14 protein-coding genes and 1 pseudogene are annotated in these 20,231 nt (G+C 70.0%); 7 read left to right on the top strand and 8 right to left on the bottom strand.

From position 1 onward, the window contains the following. Positions 1-167 precede the first annotated feature (167 nt). The gene (gene xylA, locus OG936_RS31175) at positions 168-1,337 is read right to left on the bottom strand and encodes a xylose isomerase (protein ID WP_406499258.1); all 1,170 of its coding nucleotides are present in this window, start codon (positions 1,335-1,337) and stop codon (positions 168-170) included. A 216-nt stretch (positions 1,338-1,553) separates the two neighbouring features. Here xylA and xylB point away from each other — a divergent pair, with 216 nt between their 5' ends. The 4 genes from xylB to OG936_RS31155 all read left to right on the top strand — a co-directional run bounded on the left by xylB (position 1,554) and on the right by OG936_RS31155 (position 6,842). Then, the gene (xylB, locus tag OG936_RS31170; protein ID WP_406499257.1) at positions 1,554-3,035 is read left to right on the top strand and encodes a xylulokinase; all 1,482 of its coding nucleotides are present in this window, start codon (positions 1,554-1,556) and stop codon (positions 3,033-3,035) included. A 51-nt stretch (positions 3,036-3,086) separates the two neighbouring features. Beyond that, on the top strand, positions 3,087-4,364 hold the full coding sequence (locus OG936_RS31165) for a VWA domain-containing protein (RefSeq protein ID WP_406499255.1): 1,278 nt from the start codon (positions 3,087-3,089) through the stop codon (positions 4,362-4,364). Further along, positions 4,364-5,221, top strand: coding sequence for a hypothetical protein (locus OG936_RS31160; RefSeq protein WP_406499254.1), 858 nt, complete (start codon positions 4,364-4,366; stop codon positions 5,219-5,221). Before OG936_RS31165 ends, OG936_RS31160 begins: the two co-directional genes overlap by 1 nt. 253 nt (positions 5,222-5,474) lie before the next feature. Beyond that, complete coding sequence (locus tag OG936_RS31155; protein WP_406499252.1) at positions 5,475-6,842, top strand: cytochrome P450; 1,368 nt, start codon at positions 5,475-5,477, stop codon at positions 6,840-6,842. An 82-nt stretch (positions 6,843-6,924) separates the two neighbouring features. Here OG936_RS31155 and OG936_RS31150 read toward each other — a convergent pair whose 3' ends face one another. Next, complete coding sequence (locus tag OG936_RS31150; protein ID WP_406499250.1) at positions 6,925-8,184, bottom strand: cytochrome P450; 1,260 nt, start codon at positions 8,182-8,184, stop codon at positions 6,925-6,927. Further along, entirely contained in the window at positions 8,181-9,488 is a 1,308-nt protein-coding gene (locus tag OG936_RS31145) for a cytochrome P450 (protein WP_406499248.1), read from the bottom strand. The genes OG936_RS31150 and OG936_RS31145 overlap by 4 nt, the downstream gene beginning before the upstream one ends. 274 nt (positions 9,489-9,762) lie before the next feature. On the opposite strand from OG936_RS31145, the gene OG936_RS31140 reads away from it, so the two are divergent. Further along, positions 9,763-10,017 carry a hypothetical protein gene (locus OG936_RS31140; protein WP_406499246.1) on the top strand — a complete coding sequence of 85 codons (255 nt, stop codon included), beginning with the start codon at positions 9,763-9,765 and terminating at the stop codon, positions 10,015-10,017. A 13-nt stretch (positions 10,018-10,030) separates the two neighbouring features. Here the strand turns inward: OG936_RS31140 and OG936_RS31135 are convergent, their stop codons facing one another. From OG936_RS31135 to OG936_RS31125, 3 genes are all read right to left on the bottom strand, one after another. Continuing rightward, on the bottom strand, positions 10,031-11,692 hold the full coding sequence (locus tag OG936_RS31135; protein ID WP_406499244.1) for a PfkB family carbohydrate kinase: 1,662 nt from the start codon (positions 11,690-11,692) through the stop codon (positions 10,031-10,033). After that, positions 11,667-13,196, bottom strand: a complete 1,530-nt coding sequence (locus tag OG936_RS31130) for a PfkB family carbohydrate kinase (RefSeq protein WP_406499243.1) — start codon at positions 13,194-13,196, stop codon at positions 11,667-11,669. The genes OG936_RS31135 and OG936_RS31130 overlap by 26 nt, the downstream gene beginning before the upstream one ends. Positions 13,197-13,548: 352 nt before the next feature. Further along, the gene (locus OG936_RS31125; RefSeq protein WP_406499241.1) at positions 13,549-15,642 is read right to left on the bottom strand and encodes a hypothetical protein; all 2,094 of its coding nucleotides are present in this window, start codon (positions 15,640-15,642) and stop codon (positions 13,549-13,551) included. A gap of 114 nt (positions 15,643-15,756) precedes the next feature. Between OG936_RS31125 and OG936_RS31120 the strand changes: the two are divergent. Then, positions 15,757-16,002: pseudogene (locus tag OG936_RS31120) on the top strand (hypothetical protein); the annotation flags it as partial. A 163-nt stretch (positions 16,003-16,165) separates the two neighbouring features. On the opposite strand, the gene OG936_RS31115 reads toward OG936_RS31120, so the two are convergent. Next, a complete protein-coding gene (locus tag OG936_RS31115; RefSeq protein WP_406499239.1) occupies positions 16,166-17,227 on the bottom strand; it encodes an alpha/beta fold hydrolase in 1,062 nt (353 codons plus the stop codon). Between the two features lie 24 nt (positions 17,228-17,251). Continuing rightward, positions 17,252-18,511, bottom strand: a complete 1,260-nt coding sequence (locus OG936_RS31110; protein ID WP_406499237.1) for an esterase/lipase family protein — start codon at positions 18,509-18,511, stop codon at positions 17,252-17,254. Positions 18,512-19,013: 502 nt separating this feature from the next. Here OG936_RS31110 and OG936_RS31105 point away from each other — a divergent pair. Beyond that, a complete protein-coding gene (locus OG936_RS31105) occupies positions 19,014-20,198 on the top strand; it encodes a MarR family transcriptional regulator (RefSeq protein WP_406499235.1) in 1,185 nt (394 codons plus the stop codon). Positions 20,199-20,231 lie beyond the last annotated feature (33 nt).

The raw sequence follows: 20,231 nt of genomic DNA, 5'->3' as shown, positions 1-20,231 counted from the left end.
CCCACACGCACGCGGGCGGCCACGCAGCCTGCTCACCCACACGCACGCGGCCGGGCGGCCGGGCGGACAGGAAGCCCGCCGAACCACGCGACCGGGTGCGGGCCGGACGCCCGGTCCGATCCGGTGTCCGGCCCGCGTCCCTGGCCTTGCGTCGCTGCGGGCCGGGGTCAGCGGATCCCGAGCAGGTGGTCCATCGCCAGCTGGTCCAGGACCTCGAAAGCCATTCCTCGTTCCGCCGCCGCGTTCACGTCGAACTCCTCGAACGCCGACCGGTCGGCCAGCAGTCCGGCCACGCCGTCCTCGGCGGTCGGGCGGGCCAGCTCGTCGAGCCGGGACGTGCGCAGTGCCTCCTGCACTGCGGGGTCGGCGCGGAAGGCGGCGGCGCGCTCCTTGAGGATCAGGTAGTTGCGCATGCAGCCCGCGGCCGAGGCCCAGACACCGTCGTAGTCCTCGGTGCGCGGCGGCTTGAAGTCGAAGTGCCGCGGCCCCGCGTAACCGGCCGTCTCCAGCAGGTCGACGAGCCAGAACGCCTGGCGCAGGTCACCCGCGCCGAAGCGCAGGTCCTGGTCGTACTTGATGCCGGACTGGCCGTTCAGGTCGATGTGGAAGAGCTTGCCCGCCCAGAGCGCCTGCGCGATGCCGTGCGGGAAGTTGAGCCCGGCCATCTGCTCGTGCCCCGTCTCGGGGTTGACGCCGACCAGTTCCGGACGTTCGAGGCGCTCGATGAAGGCGAGGGCGTGACCGATGGTCGGCAGCAGGATGTCACCGCGCGGCTCGTTCGGCTTGGGCTCGATGGCGAACTTCAGGTCGTACCCCTGCTCCGTGACGTAGTCGCCCAGCAGGTCGAAGGCTTCCTTCATGCGGTCGAGGGCGACCCGGATGTCCTTCGCGGCGCCGGACTCGGAGCCCTCGCGACCGCCCCAGGCCACATAGGTGGTGGCGCCGAGCTCGACGGCGAGGTCGATGTTGCGCAGGGTCTTGCGCAGTGCGTAGCGGCGCACGTCCCGGTCGTTGGCGGTGAACGCGCCGTCCTTGAACACCGGGTGGGTGAAGAGGTTCGTCGTCGCCATGGGGACGACGAGTCCGGCCGCGTCCAGCGCCTGCCGGAACCGCTTCACGATCCCTTCGCGCTCGGTGTCCGTCGAGCCGAACGGGATCAGGTCGTCGTCGTGGAAGGTCACACCGTACGCACCGAGCTCCGCGAGCCGCCGCACGGAGTCGACAGGGTCGAGCGCGGTCCGGGTCGCGTCGCCGAAGGGGTCGCGCCCCTGCCAGCCCACCGTCCACAGTCCGAAGGTGAACTTGTCCTCGGGGGTGGGTGTGAAGCGTTCCGTCATCGTCTGGCCGCCTTCAGCGCTGTGGGGTTCCATGACCGGTCGAGGTGGCCGAACCCTATTTGTTTACTGTCATGACTAATCATGCACGCGGGCACCCCGGACACGTAACCCCCCGTCGAGGGGAATTGGCGGCAATCCCTGTTCCCGGCGGGCGTGATCGCGTAATTTGTTTACCGTACGATCAAAACGATGTGGCGCACAGGAATGAGGTCACCCATGCCGCCGCGTACCGTCGTCATCGGGGTGGACAGCTCCACCCAGTCCACCAAAGCCGCCTTCGTCGACACCACGACCGGCCGGTTGCTGGCCGTCGGCCGCGCACCGCATGTCGTCACCGGCGAGGCGGGCGCCCGCGAGAGCGACCCGGACGTGTGGTGGCGGGCGCTGCGCGACGCCGTCGCCGCCGGGCTGAAGGAGTCCGGCGTCGCCGCCTCCGCGGTGGCCGGAATCGCGGTCGCCGGGCAGCAGCACGGTCTGGTCGTCCTCGACCGGACGGGGCGTCCGCTGCGCCCGGCGATGCTGTGGAACGACACCCGCTCCGCGCCGCAGGCCGCCGCCCTCACCGGGGCACTGGGCGGGGCCACGGCCTGGACCGCGCGGACCGGGTCGGTGCCGGTGGCCTCCATCACCGCGTCGAAGTGGCAGTGGCTGCGGGAACACGAACCGGAGAACACCGCCGCGGCCGCGGCCGTCCGCCTCCCCCACGACTTCCTGACCGAACGCCTCGCCGGCGCCGCCGTGACCGACCCCGGTGACGCCTCGGGCACCGGCTGGTACTCCACGGCGACCGGTGCGTACGACCCCGAGCTGCTCGAACTCCTCGGTCTGGACGCCGCGTTGCTGCCCGAGGTGGCCGAGACCGGGGCGACGCGCATCGGCCGGCTCACCGACGAGGCGGCCGACACGCTCGGCCTGGACGCCGCGATCGCCGTGGCCGCGGGAACCGGGGACAACATGAGCGCCGCCGTCGGCCTCGGGCTGGGCGGCGCCGGACTGCTGGACCACCCCGTGCTCAGCCTCGGCACCTCGGGAACGGTCTTCGCCGCGTCCCGGACCCGGCCTGCGTCGACGGCACTGTCCGGCTTCGCCGCGACGGACGGTACGTACCTCCCACTGGCCTGCACCCTCAACTGCACGCTCGCCGTGGACAAGGTCGCCGCACTGCTCGGCCTGGACCGCGACGACGCGGCCCCCGGCGGCGAGGCGGTGCTCCTCCCCTATCTCGACGGCGAACGCACCCCCGACCTCCCGCACGCCTCCGGCTTCCTCACCGGGCTGCGGCACGACACCACCCCGCAGCAACTTCTGGGCGCCGCCTACGAAGGCGCGGTCGTCACCGTGCTGCGCGCGCTCGACGAACTCCTGTCGGCCTGCGGACTCGACCCGGCCGACCCCGAGGTGGCCGCCCGGCCGCTGCGCCTGGTCGGCGGCGGCGCCCAGGGGCGCACCTGGGTGGAGACGGTACGGCGGCTCTCCGGCCGGCCGGTGATCGTGCCCGGCGGCGGCGAACTGGTGGCCCTGGGCGCGGCCGCGCTGGCCGCCGCGGCGGCGACGGGCGGGGATCCGGTCGAGATCGCCACCGGGTGGAGGACCGAGGAGGATGTCCAACTGCACGCCGTCGAAAGGGACTCGGTCACCTGGGAGCGGGTCGGCTCGGTGCTGGAGCGGGCCGCGGGCCCCTTGTTGGGCGGTGCCTGACCTCCCCTCACCGGTTTGGGGAAGCGAAGCGATCTTCACTAGTATCCGGCGATGATCATAAGAAGAAGGCTGACGGTCGGGGTGGGCATTCTGCTCGCCACCCTGACCGCCGGGCTCGGCTCGGCGCTCCCCGCCGCAGCCGGTGAAACCCCCACCAAAGCCTCCCCCAAGGTCGAGCTCGTGCTCGACGTCAGTGGTTCCATGCGGACCCGCGACATCGACGGCCAGTCCCGGATGACCGCGGCGAAGCAGGCGTTCAACGAGGTCCTGGACGCGGTGCCCGAGCAGGTGGAGCTCGGCATCCGGACGCTCGGCGCCGACTACCCGGGCGATGACCGGAAGGTCGGCTGCAAGGACACCAAGCAGCTCTACCCGGTCGGCCCGCTGGACCGCACCGAGGCGAAGACCGCCGTCGCCACCCTGGCCCCCACCGGCTGGACCCCGATCGGCCCGGCCCTGCTGGGCGCCGCCGACGACCTCGAAGGCGGCGACTCCACCCGCCGGATCGTGCTCATCAGCGACGGCGAGGACACCTGCGGCCCGCTGGATCCGTGCGAGGTGGCACGTGACATCGCTGCCCGCGGTATCCATCTCGTCATCGACACGCTGGGTCTGGTGCCGAACGCGAAGATCCGCGAGCAGCTGACCTGCATCGCCGAGGCCACCGGCGGCACCTACACGGCCATCCAGCACGCCGATGAACTCTCCGGCCGGGTAAAGCAGTTGGTCGACCGGGCCGCCGAGCCCGTCGTCACGCCCGTGGCGACCGAGGGCGCGAACCGCTGCGACTCGGCTCCCCAGCTCAAGCCGGGCCTGTACACCGACCGCGAGAAGTTCGGCGAGCACCGCTGGTACCGGGTGGACGTACTGCCCGGCCAGGAGCTGCGCGCCTCCGTCAGTGTCTTCGCCGACCGTGCCGTGAACAACGACTACGGGGTGCTGCTGCGAGCGGTGACCGTACACGGCCGGGAAATCGTCCGGGGCTCGGAGTCGGGCACCGGCCGCACCGACGCGATCTCCTCCGGCCTGCGCTACCCGAAGGCCGAGCAGGACGGCACGGACAACGGCGACCAGCCCGCCGCCGAGACCGTATGCCTCCAGGTGAGCAACTCCTTCTCGGCTCCCGCCTCGGTGAAGACCACGCCGGGCATGCCCGTCGAGCTGACCGTGGACCTCGTGGACGCCCCGGACGACGCGGCCGATGTCGCCGCGTTCGGTCTCGGCCGCGGCTGGTGGCTGCTCGGCGTACTGGTTCTCACCGGACTGGTCGCGGGACTGCTGACCGGCTGGATCTCGCGCTGGCGCATCGCCGTCTGGAGGACCAACTGATGACGCGTACGAGACGTGTACTCGCGGGTGCGCTGCTGACCGGCCTCGCCCTGCTGACCTCGGCGGGCGCCGCCGCGGCCGACGACCCGTCGGCGAGCCCGAGCCCGAGCGCCTCCGACGGCGCGTCCGGCCCCACCGAGGCCGGCACCACCTTCCGTACGGCGACGGCGATCCAGCAGAACCAGCGCGCCACCGCCGGGGCGTCCACGGGTGACTACCTGTACTGGGTGTTCCCCGCCGACGCGGGCCAACGCACCACCGTCAAGGCGCAGATCACGCTGCCGGAGAGCGCCACCCGGCACGGCGCGTCGACCTGGCAGGTCGATGTGTACGACGGGCTGCGGCGCCGACAGGCCTGCATGTACGGCCGCCAGACCGGGAAGGCGACCGCCGACGCGTCGGCGGTCGAGCTGACCTGCGTACTGAGGACCGTCCGCGCCTGGTCCGAGCCGTGGGCCAACGACCCGCTGCCGGGCAGCTATTACGTACGTCTCACGGTCGTCGACCTGCCCTCGGCGGACCTCGGTCTGCCGGTACGGACCGAGGTCGAAGTCACGTCGGTCGACAAGGGCGGCTCCGCGGACGTCGACGGCATGCTCGCCCAGCCGCTGGTCCCCGGCGCGTCCTCGGTCGAGCAGGCCTCGGACGCCTCGGACGCCCCGGCCACGAGTGACGACACGGCGCCGGCCAAGGTGGCGCTCGGCAGCGAGCCCGAGGACGGCTGGGTATCGGGCTGGTGGACCGACCGCTGGCTGTGGACGGTCTGCGGCGGAGTCCTGGGGGCATTCGCGGCCGTCTTCGGCTACTCCCTCACGCGCGGCACCGGCCGCCCCTCCCGGGTCCCGCCCGGCGTCTGACCCGCACACCGCGGGGCGGGTTCCGGACCACGGCCCACCACACCGCCGGACGGATTCCGGACCACGGCCCACCACACCGCCGGACGGGTTCCGGACCCGTCCGGCGGTGCCGTGCGCCTTACGGCTCGGCAGCCGCTACCCTCGACAACTCACGTACCGCACAAGGCCGATGACACCTGCCACGGCATGCGATACAGCTGACGTGAGGTCGCTGCGCACCGATGCGGTGCGCCACAAGGGAGCGGAGACTTTCATGTCCACGGAGACCGGCGCGGACGTAGACGCCGAGCCGCGCGGCCACAGGATCGTGCCCGGCCCGAAGGGGCTGCCGTTCCTCGGAAACATGCGCCAGTTCGCGAAGAACCCCCTCGCCTTCTTCGAGCGGCTGCGCGCACACGGCGACATGGTCGGCTGGCGATTCGGCCCCCACTCATGCGTGTACATAGCCGATCCGGAGTGCATAGGCGAGCTGCTCACCGAGACGGAACGCACCTTCGACCAGCCGGCGCTCGGCATCGCGTTCCGCACGGTGATGGGCAACGGCGTGGTGGTCGCCCGGGGCGCGGACTGGCGTCGGAAGCGGTCGCTGGTGCAGCCTTCCGTGCGCCCCAAGCAGGTCCGGTCGTACGCGGCGACGATGGCGGGCAGTGCGGTGGAGCTGGCGGACACCTGGTCCGGCGGCGAACGCATCGACATCAAGCGGGAGATGGCGGCGCTGACGCAGCGGATCGCGGTCCGTACGATCTTCGGCGTCGACACCCCCGCCGACGCGGATACGATGGGCCGGGCCATGGATGTGGCGCAGCAGGAGATCGGCAAGGAGTTCGCCGGAATCGGCGCGCTGCTGCCGGACCGGGTGCCGACACCGGGCCGGGCCAGGATCAGGAGGGCCGCCGCGGTCATCGACGCCGAGGTGGGCCGGGTCGTCGCCCGTCACCGCGACGGCGGGGACGATCGTCCCGACCTGCTGAGCCGGCTGCTGACCGCGGTCGACGAGACCGGCGCGCACCTGACGGACCAGGAGATCCGCGACGAGACCGTCACGTTGTACATCGGCGGGCACGAGACGACGAGCTCCACTCTGGTGTGGGCCTGGTATCTGCTGTCCCGCAATCCGCGGGTGCGCGCCGCGCTGACCGAGGAACTGGTCGAGGTACTCGGTGACCGGGAGCCGGAGTTCGAGGACTATGCCCGGCTGACGTACACCCAGTCGGTGGTCAAGGAGACCCTGCGTCTCTACCCGACGATCTGGCTGGTCACCGGCGTCGCCAAGGAGGGGGCGCGGATCGGCGGTGTCCCGATACCGCAGGGCACGAGGGTGTGGACCAGTCAGTGGGCGACGCACCGTGACGAACGGTGGTTTCCGGAGCCGGAGGAGTTCCGCCCCGAGCGCTGGGATCCCGAGGAGGGCGACGACATCGAGGAGTACGCCTGGTTCCCGTTCGGCGGCGGTCCCCGGGTCTGCCTCGGCACCCGGTTCGCGATGGTCGAGGCGGTGCTGATCCTGGCCGTGCTGGCACGCCGGTTCGAACTGGACGTGGATCCGGGCACCGTCAACCCCGTACCGACACTGACGCTGCAACCGGACCGCGAGGTGATGGCGACGGTCCGGGCGCGGTAACGGTGGCCGGGGCCGAAGGGCCGGCCGCAGCCACCCCGGCACCGGGCCACCGCCGCAGGGGTGGCGGCGGCCCGGTCGGCGGTCAGCCGTGCAGCAGAACCGGGAAGCACTCCAAGTCGTTCTGCGTCATCACCGGCAGCTTGCGGAGCTCCTTGTCCGGCACGGCGAGCAACAGCCGGGGAAAGCGCCCGAACAGTGCGGGAAGGGCGATGCCCGCCTCCACCCGCGATAGGGCTGCCCCGGGGCAGATGTGCGGGCCGTGCCCGAAGGTCATGTGCCGGATCGGGGCCGGTCGGGTGATGTCGAAGGCGTCGGCGTCCGGTCCGTGCTGCTCGACGTCACGGCCGATGACCCGGTAGGAGATGACAACGCCCTCCCCCTTGGCGATCACCTCGTCGCCGACCTGGATGTCCTCGGTGGCGAACCGCATCAGAAGATGGGTGGTGGGAGTGTCCCAGCGCAGCGTCTCCTCGATCACTGTCTCCCACGAGATCTCGCCGTCGAGGACCTTGCGCAGCTGATCGGGGTGGGCGAGCAGGGCCCGTACCGCGTTGAGGATCAGCCCGATGGTGGTCTCGTGCCCGGCCGCAACCATCGCCTTGAGATTGCCGATCACCTCTTCTTCGGTGAGCGGGTCCCCGCCTTCCTCGGCGAGGATGAGCGCACTGGTGAGATCGTCCTTCGGCCGTGCCGTCCTCTCCCGGACGAGCGCGGCGTAGAAGACGTCCAACTCGGCCAGCAGCGACATCCGTTCGTCGTGCGGAGTGAGCATCGAGAAGAAGGCCTTGTACCTCTTCGTCAGCATGGCGTGCTCGGCTTCGTCCACGCCCATCAGCATGCCGACCACGCGCATCGGCAGCGGCTGCGCGAACACGGACTTGAGGTCGACCACACCGTCCTTGCCCTGCTCGGCCAGAGCGTCCAGCAGCTCCTCGGTGAACCTCTCGATGTCCGGCCGTATCGCTTCGAGCCGACGTGGCGTGAGGGCCTGGGAGGTCTTCGTGCGCAGCCGCCGGTGCTCCGCGCCGTCCACGGTGAACATCGAACGCCCGGCGTCGATCATGCCGATCAGCGGCCAGGCATGCGTCACCGCTCCGCTCTGCCAGAGCCCCCAGGCGTCGAGGTCCTTCACCAGACGGTTGTCGACGAGCAGCTGGCGGGCTTCGGCGTGCCGGGTGACGGTCCAGGCCGGTACGCCGAGCAGCTCGATCCTGGCGAGCGGTCCGGCGTCGCGCAGCCGCGCCGTCTCACCGTCCAGGTCCTGCACCATGGGGTCGATGACGACGGTCCCGCCGACCGAGGCGGAATCGGCCTGCGGGGCAGCGGCGTGAGGGCAGTTCAAGAGACATCTCCTGTCGTATGTACGGGGGTGAACAGGACCGGCAGTGATTCCATCCCCCGCAGGAAGGCGGACTGCCGCCGCACAAGCGTCTCCTCGGGAACCGCCAGGGCGAGATCGGGCAGCCGGTCCAGGAGCACCTCGATTCCGGTACGGGCGGTGATCTCGGCGATTTCCTGAGCGGGGAACGGGCAGCGGTACTCCCCGTGGCTGAACGCGAGGTGCGCACTGTTGCCGCGCTGGCCGGAGGGGTAGCCGGTGGAGAGATGCTGGCGCACATGCGGATCGGAGTTGGCCGCTCCCAGGCCGAGAAGCAGCATGTCTCCGGCCTTGATGTCCCGGCCGGCGAGCCGGGTGTCCCGGGCCGCCCAGCGGCCGGCGAGGATCGAGGTCGGACTCTCCTCCCAGAGAACCTCGTTCATCGCCTCGCCGATGCTGTGCCGGCCGCCGAAGAGGGAGTCGGCGAACTGGTCGTCGGTGAGCATCAGCCGCAGGGAGTTACTGATCCAGTCGGCTGTGGGCAGATGCCCGGCAGCCGTGACGGCCATCAGGTCGAGGGCGTACTCCTCATCGGTGAACGGCTCGTGATGGGCCATCATCCGCGTGGTCACGTCGTCCCCGGGCACCGCCCGCTTGGCCGCCACCAGCCGCTGCATGTGCTCCCCGAACCGCGCATACGCGCTCTGCGCCCCGGGACCGCCGTCGGCCAGCTCCTTCAGCACCCGGGCGATGTCCGCGCCTTCCGCGTCCGGGAAGCCGATGAGCCTGGCGAGGACCAGCACGGGCAGTGGCTCGGCGAACTCGGCGACCAGTTCGGCGCTTCCGCGTGTGCAGAGATCATCGATGAGCCGGTCGGCCAACTCCTCGCAGTGGCGGCGGATTTCGAACGGATCCGCACCTTCCAGGGCCGGCCCCACCATCTCGGCATGGCGGCGGTGCTCGGCGCCCGCGGTGAAGTAGATCGACGGCATGGGTCGCCCGACCATCGGGAGCAGCGGCCAGTCCTCGGGAATGTGCTCCCATTGGTTCCACAGCCCGACGTCCCGGGGGAACAACTGGCCGTCGCTGGTGACCTGGTGGAGTTCCCGGTAGCCAATGACCAGCCAGGCCGGAAACCCTCCGGGCAGCTCGACGGGCACCACGGGTCCGTGGTCGCGCCGCATGGTGCGGTAGAGGATCTGGGGGTCGGTGTGGAACTCGGGACCGCTGAGCGGCACTGCGGCCGGGCCGTGCCCCAGGGCGCATCCCCCGCCGGGAGTTGCGTCGGGCTCGGGCGGCGCAGGCACGGCGGAAGAGGGGCGCGTCATCGAACTGACTCCTGTGGCGGCGGTTTGGTGTTACGGACCCACGGTCAACGCGGGACCACTATAGGGATGTTCCGTGAAGCTTTAGCTGCCAATCACGACCTCACCTGCCACTTTTATGACAACAAGAGGCGGACAGTGGCGCATGTTTGATCACAAGAGGGGGTGAACTCCTTCGGAGCTTCAGTCTGTTGACATTCACCTGAGCGATGGAAGCCGCTGCGCCTCGGCCTCTACAGAACCGATATCCGGAGCCGGACCTGGCAGGAGGACAGCGGTGTACGTCGCCAACAACACCGACTGGAACGAGGGCGGCTACAACAACTCCCAGCCCTGCTACGTCGGCAAGCCGTTCATGCCGCCGGTGTACGGCCTCGAACCCGGCGACGCCGACTGCTGTCTGCACAACGCCAACCGGGGCGAACGTCACACCCTGGACGCGCTGGAGGTCGCCGACGGCTATACGCAGAAGCCCGGTCCGGCCATATTCCGCCCCGCCCGGCCGTATTCTCTCTGTCCCACTGAATCCTGAGACCGTTCGGACGTCAGGGGCGCGAGAATCCGGAGCGGCGCAGGGCCTGGTCCACTGACCAGAATGCCTTGTCGATGGCGTGGCGTGGAAAGGTCGCGGTACGTGCGTCGGCGGTTTCGGGAAGGGTGGCGCAGCCGTCTTCGGCCAGAACGAGGACGCGATCGAATCCGTGGCGCCCCTGGAAAAGGCCGATCTCATGAATGACGTTCTGGCGAGCAACTCGGTGGCCTTCATCGGTGGTGTCCTCGGCGGTGAGCACACAGATCGCGAAGGTGCAGCGCTGCAGGTAGTCCTGAAGGGCCTCGGTCACCGGACGGCTGCCCCAGGAGTTGGACTCGAAGGAGTAGACGGGCAGGCCGAAGCGCTGTTCCACGAAAGCCTTGACCGCTAGCCAGTCAGGATTGCGGCCGTGGGCGATGAAGACACCCTCCGGTGCTGCCGTGGATCGCCGCGCATGGTCGAGGGACCGAATGAAGTCCTTGGTGACCTGTGCAAGTTGGGCGTGGCCGTGACTGCCGACGTAGCGGAGCTTGTGCCTGGCCAGCGTCATGCCCAGCAGACAGCCGAGCTCGGTCTGGAGCCGTTCACCCGTCATCACGGCGAGCAGGCCGGCGGCGAAGACGTCACCGGCTCCGGTGTCGTCCTCGATCTGATTGTCCGTCAGTACGAGCTGGGGGTAGAAGTCGCCGAGAATCTTGCTTCCGTCGCGCTGCCATGCATGAATGCCGGAGCGGCGCTTGACGACAAGCTGGGACCGGTCGTTGGCGAGCAGGTCCAGCACTCGGGCTGCGTTCTGCTCGTCGAAATCGCCCGCAGGGGCGGATTGGGACCGATCGTCTGAATCGGCGGTACCAGGAGGCCCCGAGGGGTCGATGGTGCGGTGCGCGCCTCCGAGTTCCTGGAACTCGCGGTGGTTGAGGAGCAGATAGTCCGCCAGGGCGATGATGCCACCTACGGCCCCTGAGGCCTTCTGACTCCATACGTGACCGGGGTCGACGCAGATGAGCGTGGCCGGGTTGACGCGCTTCACCTCGGCAAGCAGGGCGAGCAGCCGGCCCGGAGTGTCGGGATCGAAGAAGCTGGTGACGTGGACGACGTGGGTATCTGCCAAATACGCCACCAGCTCATCGAAGTGGCGTGCCAGGTAGTCGCCCATGCCCGTGTTCGCGCCCGGGTGGGTCAGCAGCGTCCGTTCGCCGTCCTCGGTGAAGGAGAAGCAGACGCCGCACAGCCGGTCCGGATTCTGGAAGACGTACCGGCTGTCGATTGCGTCGGCGCTCAGCTGCTGCGCCGCCGTGAGTCCCGGGCCCGGTACGCGCCCTGCGACACCGATGTATCCCAGACGCAGGTCGAGTTGGAGCCCGGCGAGCGTATGGAGCGCATTGTAGGCTGAGCCGCCGAGTGACGTCTGCAGTACCTCGGCATCGGCGGCTTCGAGGGCGGCGTACACGGTCTGCTCGTCCACCGCGGCCTCGGTGCCCCATTCCGGCACCACCTGTCCGGGATCCAGAAGGTCCCCGATGCGGGTGCTGAGACGCTGACGGTCGCCGCGGGGGCGATGGTCGGCGGGGATGATGTAGTCGAGGTTGAGGGCGCCGATGCCGACCACGTCCCGGGCGAAGCCGGTGCGCGGGGCCTGACGGTGCGAGTCACTGCTCACCTGGTCTTCTCCCATGCAGAAACCCTTCCCTCTCCAGCATGCGCTCCAACTCCCAGAAGACGGACTCGATTCGTCCGGAAGGAAAGTCCAGCCGGATCAGGCCGGCGATGTTCGAGGGTGCCTCACACCCCTCCTCGGCCAGAATCGCGACCCGGCCGAATCCGTAAAAACCCTGGAAGATTCCCACCTGATGGACGACGGTCTCCCCGGCGCGGCGCGACCCGCCTGCCATGGTGCGGGTGGCCCCCAGTACGCATACGGCGAACCCGCAGCTCGCGAGTTGCGCCTCCGTCACGGGGCCACGTCTGCGGGGACGGGTCTCCCCCGGTTCTGCCGCGGAAGGCGCGGACAGATCTATCCCGCGTACGGGAAGATCCAGGTCCTCGGTCAGGAACCTGTCCAACTTCGTCCATCCGCTCTCGCCCTCATGGGCGACCAGCACCGCACTCGGGCGGCTTCCGGGCCCGGTCAGGTCTTCCGGGGCCGGGACCAGGGACGCCTCCGCGGGCGCGCTGGTCGCAGCTTCCCGCCCGGTGCGGCGTCTCACGACTCCGAGGCCGAGCCTGGCCCCCAGTTCCACCTGAAGGGGTCGGGAGACGCGGGCTGCCAGCACAGACGCCGAGAACACATCACCGGCTCCGGTCGCGTCCTCCACGCTGATCTCGCGGAGCGGTCGGCGCAGCTGGAAGCGGCGTGCCCGTACCCCGGTGGCCGATGCGCGGAAAACATCCACCGCGTCGTAGCGCTTGGTCACGAACACCGTGGCAGTCGGGACGATCCGTTCCACGAGCCGGGCGGCCAGGACCTCGTCCGGCTCCCCCACGGTGTAGTCGGCGAGTGCCTTGAACTCACGGTGATTGACGAAGATGAGGTCCGACAGGGCAAGGATGCCCTCAATGGCGCGGGTGGGGTGCTTGGCCCAGTCGAAGCCCGGGTCGAAGCTCACCAACAGAGCTGGATTGCGTTCTTTCGCGTCGCGCAGGACATCCAAGAGAATCGGTGGCGTCTCCTCGTCCAGGAACGAGGTGACGTGCACGATGCGGGCAGCCGAAACGTAGGCGGCGATCGCGTCGGCCCGGGAGCGCAGATGGTCGGCCATCGCAAAGTTCGCTCCAGGGTGTGTGAGCAGGACCCGTTCCACATCGTCCAGGTAGGACAGACAGACACCGCAAAGAAGATCAGGGCGACGGGTGACCATGGTGCGGTCGATGCCGAGCCGGTCCATCTGCCCCAGAAAGGACAGCCCAGGTGTCTCGATCCGGCCCACCACACCTATATATCCCAGCCGCACGTCGAGACGCAGCTGCGCGAGCGTGAAGATGGTCAGCCATGCGGAGCCGCCGAGCGAGGCATCGAGCGAGGTCCCTCCGAGGCGCTCGATGGCCTTGGCGACGGACGCCTGGTCCACCGGCCCCTCGGTGTTCCATTCGAAGCGGGCCACCGACTCCTGCACCTGTTCCGCCATGAGCTGCGACAACCGGGACGCGGAGGCGATGTAGTCCACGTTTAGCGCCCCCACGCCGACAACCTCAACTGTTCTCGGTTCCCTCACTGCAACCCCCGATGCGGTGATGCTGCGACATGGCGCACACCCAACTCACCTATACCCGAAGTAACTTGAGGATTACCGCTTGAGAAGGGCGACTGCCGGACGATCTCCGAAGACCGATTACCCGAACAGGACGGTCCCGCGAGCGGGCGCGAGCCGTCACCCTGCCCTTCCGCTGCCCGCCTCCGCGATGCTTCTTCGAGACCGTCGGCCCGGTGCCAGGTGCATTGACAAGCCCCTCGCGCGATGTCCGCCGGCGCGTTCGGCGGCTTCGCCGAGGGCGGCGTCACCCGGACCGCGGCGGCCCTGACCGCGTGCGGCGTCACCGCCGCCGCTTGCCGCCCCTGCCCCTGCCCTTGCCGCCGGCGCCCGGCCGGCGCCGCTGATGGCTGCGGCCGAGACGCACGACCGGCTGCCGCCGGGCCTGCTCGGCGACCGTCCTCAGGTCTGCCAGGCCCGCCCGGTCGGGGTGACCGGATCCGAGAGCGGCCTCAAGAGCCTTATGGACAGAGAGCTCCTGGCCTCCCAGGATGCTGAGGAAGCCTTCGGGGCCCGCCGTCTCCAGAAGCTGGAGCAGACTCTCGGCGACCATGAGGAGGCTCTCGGGCTCGGTGAGGTCCTCGGCACCGAGGACCTCCCGGCGTACCAGGACACTCAGGACGGTGGGGGCGAGGAGCGGGTCGCCGCGCAGGCCGCGCAGCACGGCCTCGCCATCCGGGTACGCCTCGACGAGAGCGTCGAGCATGGCTTCGGCGCGGGTGCGGAACGGGCAGGTGCGCACCGCGTCGGTCAGCTTCTCCAGCGCCTCGGCAGGGCTCTCCTGGGCGGCGGTCCAGGCAGCGAGTTCGGTGCGGGCGGCGTCCGGGTCGTAGTGCTCGGCGATGACGCCGAGGAGACCGGCGGCGGGGGCGTGGGCGAGTTCACCGATGAGCGGGGCATCACGCCCCTCGGCAAGCAGCCGACGGCGTACGGAGTCGTGGCCGAGGGCGGTGAGACGGATCAACTCGACGGGTCCGCCGACCAGTTCCGCCCGCTGTTTCTCACGCCTCTCTTCGGCCTCCTCGCTCTCCCCCTGTCCACCGGCGACGGCACCGAAGAGCTCGGCGAGCTCCGGCGGCATCCCGGCGGGCGGCAGCGCGTGCTCCTCGAGCGGTATGTCGAGGAAGACCGGGTCGGCCATGCCCTCGTACCGCCTGATCGCACCCAGGTCCTCCAGCGCGTCCAGCACGGTGCGCAGATCACGGTCCGCGTGTCCGAGCTCCATCTGCCAGGCATAGCGCCCGGTCAGGTCGTACTCGGCGCGATAGCGCAGGTGCAGCGAGTCGCGCAGCCGGGGCCAGGGCATGGCGTGCGGCAGGCTGTAGAGGGCATTGAGGACATCCTTCACGGCATCCTCGAAGCTGTCGAAGAGCATCGACTCGACGTGTCGGCCGCTACGGGCGCCCAGGAGCGGCCCGCGCAGCTCGGAGAAGGTCTCGAAGGCATGCCGCCACAGCCCGAGCGGGTCTTTCATCAGGGGCTGCGCCTTGGCGACCGCGTACAGGCGCCCCTTGGCCACCCGTACCAGCCGCGCCTTCTTCGCCCACTCGACCGCAAGCGCCAGGCGCGGCAGCTGCGTGGAGGAGCGCACCGTTTCCACCGCGTCGCCTGTCCCCAGCTCGGCGACGAGGGCTCGCGCGTCTGCCATGCGCAGGCTGCCCGTCGCGGTGAGCACGCGCCCCTCACGGCCCGCCCAGTCGGCGATCCCCCGCATCCACCGCAGCGCGCGGGACGTGTCGGCGCGTGCGCGCAGCTCCTTCTCCCCGGGCAGCAGGACCGGCAGCTGCGGTTCGGCGCGTGTCACGGCTGCCGGGCCGCGCGTCAGATGGTTCCGCATCACCTGGTCCAGTACGTCCCGGTCGTACGGCACCTTGTCTCGCTGAGCTTGCTCCACGAAGTGCTCGAGCGCCGCCGGATCCTGGATGTCGACGCCTTGCTCGGCTGCGGTGACCGCCCAGAACTTCGCCATTCCCCAGCGACCGCGGTCAGCCATGGCGGGGACGTACCGCGGTACGAGGTTCTCGATCGCAGCAAGGTTTTCGGCCTGCGAGGCCCCGCGCGGGTCGCTGAGGCCCATCGCGTCGAGGTAGCGCAGCAGGACCGCGAGCGTGCCGGGCGCATCCGCCGGCTCTTCGCCGGGCAACACGGTGACCGTGCGCGGCAGCCAGTCCAGCAGATACTCCTCGATGTGCCGGGGTTCCCACAGGCCGAGCCGCCCGTCGCAGGTACCTCGATGGCGATAATCGAGCGCTGTCTCGACGACGAAGGGGTCCATGCTCTCGCCCCGCTCGCGGGCCCACTGCCCCATGCGGTGGATCAGCAGCGAACGCGCAGCCTCGTATTCCTCGGTTTCCTCGGGCGCGAAGAACATCCGCATCACACCGGCCCTGCCTGTCCTGTCGTACGGCCGCGGTCGCGGAGCATGCCGGCGGCCTTCGGGCCCGGTGGAGATCGCGGTTCCACGGGACCGGGCGATCACTATTGAACCGTAATCGGTCCACCGGCGACAGCAGCGGCGGACGCGCTCGTCCTCTCCCATCCCGAGCAGTACGAACGGTCGCGCATCGCCTGTCCCTGGACGGCACCTACCGCCGTACTCGCCGGGGACCCCTGCTTCGACCGGATACTCGCCGCCCGGCCCTGTCGCGAGCGCTTCCGCCGTGCACTGGGTGTGCGGACCGGTCAGCAACTGATCCTGCTCAATTCGACCTGGAACTCCGAGTCGCTCTTCGGTGACGCCGCTCCCACTGCCCGATCACGAGGCCGGGACAACCACCGTCCCCCTGCACATCCTGTCGCGGGTCCTCGGACAGGGTGAGGTTGCGGTCAGTCGCCGGCCGGGGCCGCGGGCGTCAGTGGGTTCGGTCGACGACGGGGAGCGTCAACCACGGTCTGTGGCTTCACCGACCCGCGGTGAGGGTGTCGAGGAGGGCCGCGGTGAACTCCTTGGGTTTGTCGATGTGGACGGCGTGGCCGGCGTCCGGGATGGCGGTTTCGCGGACGGGGCCGCCCGTGGCGGCGTAGTGATCGAGTGCGTGACGGGTCTGGGCGACCATGGGCTGGGCGGGGCAGCGCGTGGCGCCGGACCAGCCGGGGACGGCGCCGAGTGCACCGAGGTGGGCGAGGTCGAAGAGCGAGGTGTCGGAGACGATGACGTCGTCGGTGCCGCGGATCCAGCCGATGGGCGGTTTGGGGTCGATCCGGTGCAGGTCGTCGATGCGGAAGTGGGTGGGAGCCATGGCGTTGAGGACGCCTCGGGGGCCGGGTGCGGTGCCGGGCCAGTGGTCGCTGGGGCGGGTGTCGCCGGGGTAGTGCTCTTCTCCCGTGCGGGTGGAGAGCATCGCGTCGACGAAGGCGTCCTCAAGTGCGGGGCGGAGCGGCGGTTTGACGTAGCTGGAGGCGAGGACGGCGCGGGGGGAGAGTGGTGAGTCCTCGCTGTGGTCGCCGTCTTTGAGGCGCTGGACGAATTCGGGGTTGACGGTGCCTGCGCCGGAGCCGGCGCCGTCGGGGTGGTTGAGTCGGCCGTCGGGGCCGTGGGTGCCACCGAAGCCGTACGGGGAAACGGGGTTGACGAGGGTGAGGCTGCGGACGGCAGCGGGGTGATCGCGGAGGTGCTGGAGGGCGATGCCGCCGCCCATGCTCCAGCCGACGAGGTGGACGCGGTCGAGGGCGAGGGTGTCGCAAAGGGCGGTGAGGTCGTCGCTGTAGTCCCGGACGCCGCGGGTGGCGTCGACGGGGAGGGAGTCGGTGTCGCCGAAACCGCGGAGGTCGACGGCGAGGGGGCGGTAGGCGTGGGGAAGGTCGAGCATGGCCTGCTGCCAGAAGGTGGCGGCGGAGACGTTGCCGTGGACGAAGAGGACGGGTTCGCCGGTCCGGTCGGGGAGTTCGAGGAGGTTGAGGGTCAGCCGGGGGGTGGTGATCCGTCGAGCGTGGATGCCGGGGAGGAGTGCGGGCGAGGTCATGGTCCGTCCTTGGGAGTGGCAGGGTCAGCCGAGCCAGGCGGCGATCTGGGCGCTTGCGGAGGAGTGCCAGCCGAGTTGGAGGTGGTTGGCGGTGGTGATGAGGGCGGTGTCGGCAACGTTGGCGATGCCGGTGCGGTCGAGGGCACTGTCGACGAAGACCACGCCGTCGCTGGGGCCGCGGTTCTCGTTGTAGATGCCGAGGACACCGGGGGATCCTCCGGCGAGGAGGTAGGTGGCGACGGAGCCGGGGATGCCTGCCTTGTGGAGGGGGGTGATCAGGGAGCCGGCGTCGATTGCGGTCTGGATGCCGCTGCCGGAGGTGTAGAACCCCTGGCCACCGTGGTAGGTGGTGTACCAGTCCTGTTGGGTCATGTCGATGCCGTAGGTGGCGTCCCAGCGGGCGAGCATCTGGCGTTGTCCGGGATAGACGTCATAGCCGTTGGTGGGGGCGAAGGCGAATTCGGGATGGGCGGTGTAGGTGCCGTAGCAGGTCATGTAGAGGTGGGGCGAGGGGGCGTTGACGCTGCCGCCGCACTGGGGCCAGATACTGAAGTCGTGGGCCCAGCCGTGGGCGTAGGGGTAGTCGTAGCCGCCGTTGGGGCCGCCGAGGGTGAGGAGGCGGCGTACGTCTCCGGCGTAGGGGCGTCCCCAGGTGGGACGCACCGAGGAGACGTAGGCCCGGGTGGACATCTCCCCCTTGCTCCAGCCGACGAGGTCCACCTGGCTGACGCCGAGCCGGTCCTTGATGACGGCGATGGCGTCGCCGACCTGCTGGGCCTGCATCAGGTTGTCGCCCTGCTTGTGGGCGAAGTTGACAGCGAAGACGCGGTAGCCGCGGGCGGCGAGGTACTGCATGAGTCCGGTGCTGGGGCAGGACAGGGCCCCGCAGCCGTAACCACCGGCTTCGCCGGGGTTGGCCCAGGCGCGGTCGGCGTTGTCGTTGGCGCCGTGGACGAGGAGGACCGGAGTCTGGTGACTTCCGCTGTTCCAGCCGGGGGCGGAGTAGAGGAGGAAGCGGCCGGAATAGGGCTGCTTGACGCCGCCGAAGAAGGTACGTCGCTGACCGTCCTGGTCGCCACGGCCGTCCGGGGGGTACTGCTCGGAATGGAAACCGCTGGTGGTGTCGAGGTAGCGGTCGACGCGGTCCCAGCCGTTGGCGACGGTGGTGTAGGTGGCTTCGAGGGTGAGGTAGCCGGGTGGGGCGGCGTGGGCCGGTGTGGTGGCTGCTCCAAGGCTCAGCAGTGTGAGGAGCATGCCGAGCAAGGTGCTCGTTGCTCTGCGCATCGCGGCTCTCCCGTCCGGGGGTTGGGCAGGCTCGGTGGTTCGAGTCCGCCACGGTAGAGCGGCGCGGGGAACCTTCCCATGGGGTGAACAGCCATAGGTACGGGGCGGAGGGGTGTGTCGTGCCGCCATGTGCCGGGGCTCGAAACTCGGGGCTCGAAACCCGGGTGTCGAGACCGAGTTACCGCACCGCCCTCCTCACTCTTTCGTGGGTACGCACCAGGGTCTTCGGCCGAGTCCTGAGCTTCGGGATCCGGGCGCCGGGACACGAGCGGCGAGACCCGGGCGCCGGGATCCGAGCGCCTTCTTTGACCAGCGGGTCATAGGGGGGTGGGAAACCCCCCTGACCTCCCCGCCCCGTAACGGCGAGCAAGTACGACTAATCGTGACCAGCTTGCGACGCGTCGTCACACCTGCTTACGGTGCCGACACAACAAAACGACCCCGACGCGGTGTAACAAGCACCATGCCGGGGTCTCACCCCAAGATCGAAAGAAGCGATCTCGTGGCTACCGAGAACCTTAGCGCCGCCCTGCCCACGCCCGCATCCTCGCCCCCGTACCCGATGGCCAAGCTCGGCTACGGCAAGCGATCCGTGCCGGACCAACGCCCTCCCTGCGCCGATGACTTCGCGCTGCTGCCCGCTCGGGAGGGCCACATCGCCGGATTCATCGACCGCCTGCCCGAAGGCGCCGCGATGAGCGTGAAGACGCTCGCGAAGCAGCTCCCGCTCTACGGTCAGCAGGCTGTCGGCACCGCCCTGACCGCCCTGTCGGTGGCCGGTCATCTGCGTCGCGTACGGCGCCGGGTCGGGAAGAACAAGCAGGTCCGCTGGGTCTTCCGGGCCTTCTGGACCCGCGCCGCACACGACAACGAGTGGTGGGCCGCCTACCTCGCGGCCGAAGCGGGCCAGGACATCGTCCCGGCGGAGATCCAGGAGCTCGCGGCCGAGGCAGCGGCCACGCCCCCACCGCCGCCCTGGGCCCCGGACGAGACCCCACCTCCGAAACCTGCTTCGGAGCCCGTACGAAGCGACGCGCCGCAGCCCGCACCGCCGACCGCCGTCGATGCTCCGCCCCCGCCCCCGTCGCCCGTCCCGGCCGCATCTCTCCAGCCCGTCCGCGTCCCGGCCGTCGTACCGCAGCAACGGAGTGCCACTCCCCCGCAGACACAGCCGACACCCACACCGTCCCCGGCGCCCTCCTCGGCCCTGAGCCCGGAGCGCCCCTCCCCCGCCTATCTGGCACTGGCCCAACTCGGCCGCACAGAACCGCGCCTGGCCCTCTCCGCAGCCGACTGCACGGTGTTGGAGGAGCTGGCCGCGGACTGGCTGGCGCGGGGCGTGACCCCGGACTACCTCGTCCGGTCCCTCGTCGCCGGACTGCCTGACGAGGTCAACTCACCGCTGGGCTTCGTCCGCCGCAGGCTCCGCGACAAGATGCCACCTCGCCTGCCCGCCACTGCCGCCCCCGCCGCTCATACCCCCCGCGTGATGATGGAGTGCACCCAGTGCGGTGTCCCCGGCCGCCCGGAAGCACTCCCCGACGGCCTCTGCCGCGCCTGCCGCCGACCAGCTTCGGGGCCGGACACGCCCCCGGCCGCGATGACCGGCCACGTCACCACACCCGTCGCCGAACGTGATGTACGCGGTCTCGTCGCCGAGCTCCGCGGCATGCTCAAGTCCCCCTGAACCGGCCGGATGTGGGCAAGCACGGCCCCCTGC

It is taken from the genome of Streptomyces sp. NBC_00846 (genome assembly GCF_045207325.1).
In the GTDB taxonomy this organism is placed as follows: Bacteria; Actinomycetota; Actinomycetes; order Streptomycetales; family Streptomycetaceae; genus Streptomyces.
This window is presented reverse-complemented; position numbering and strand designations above follow the sequence as displayed.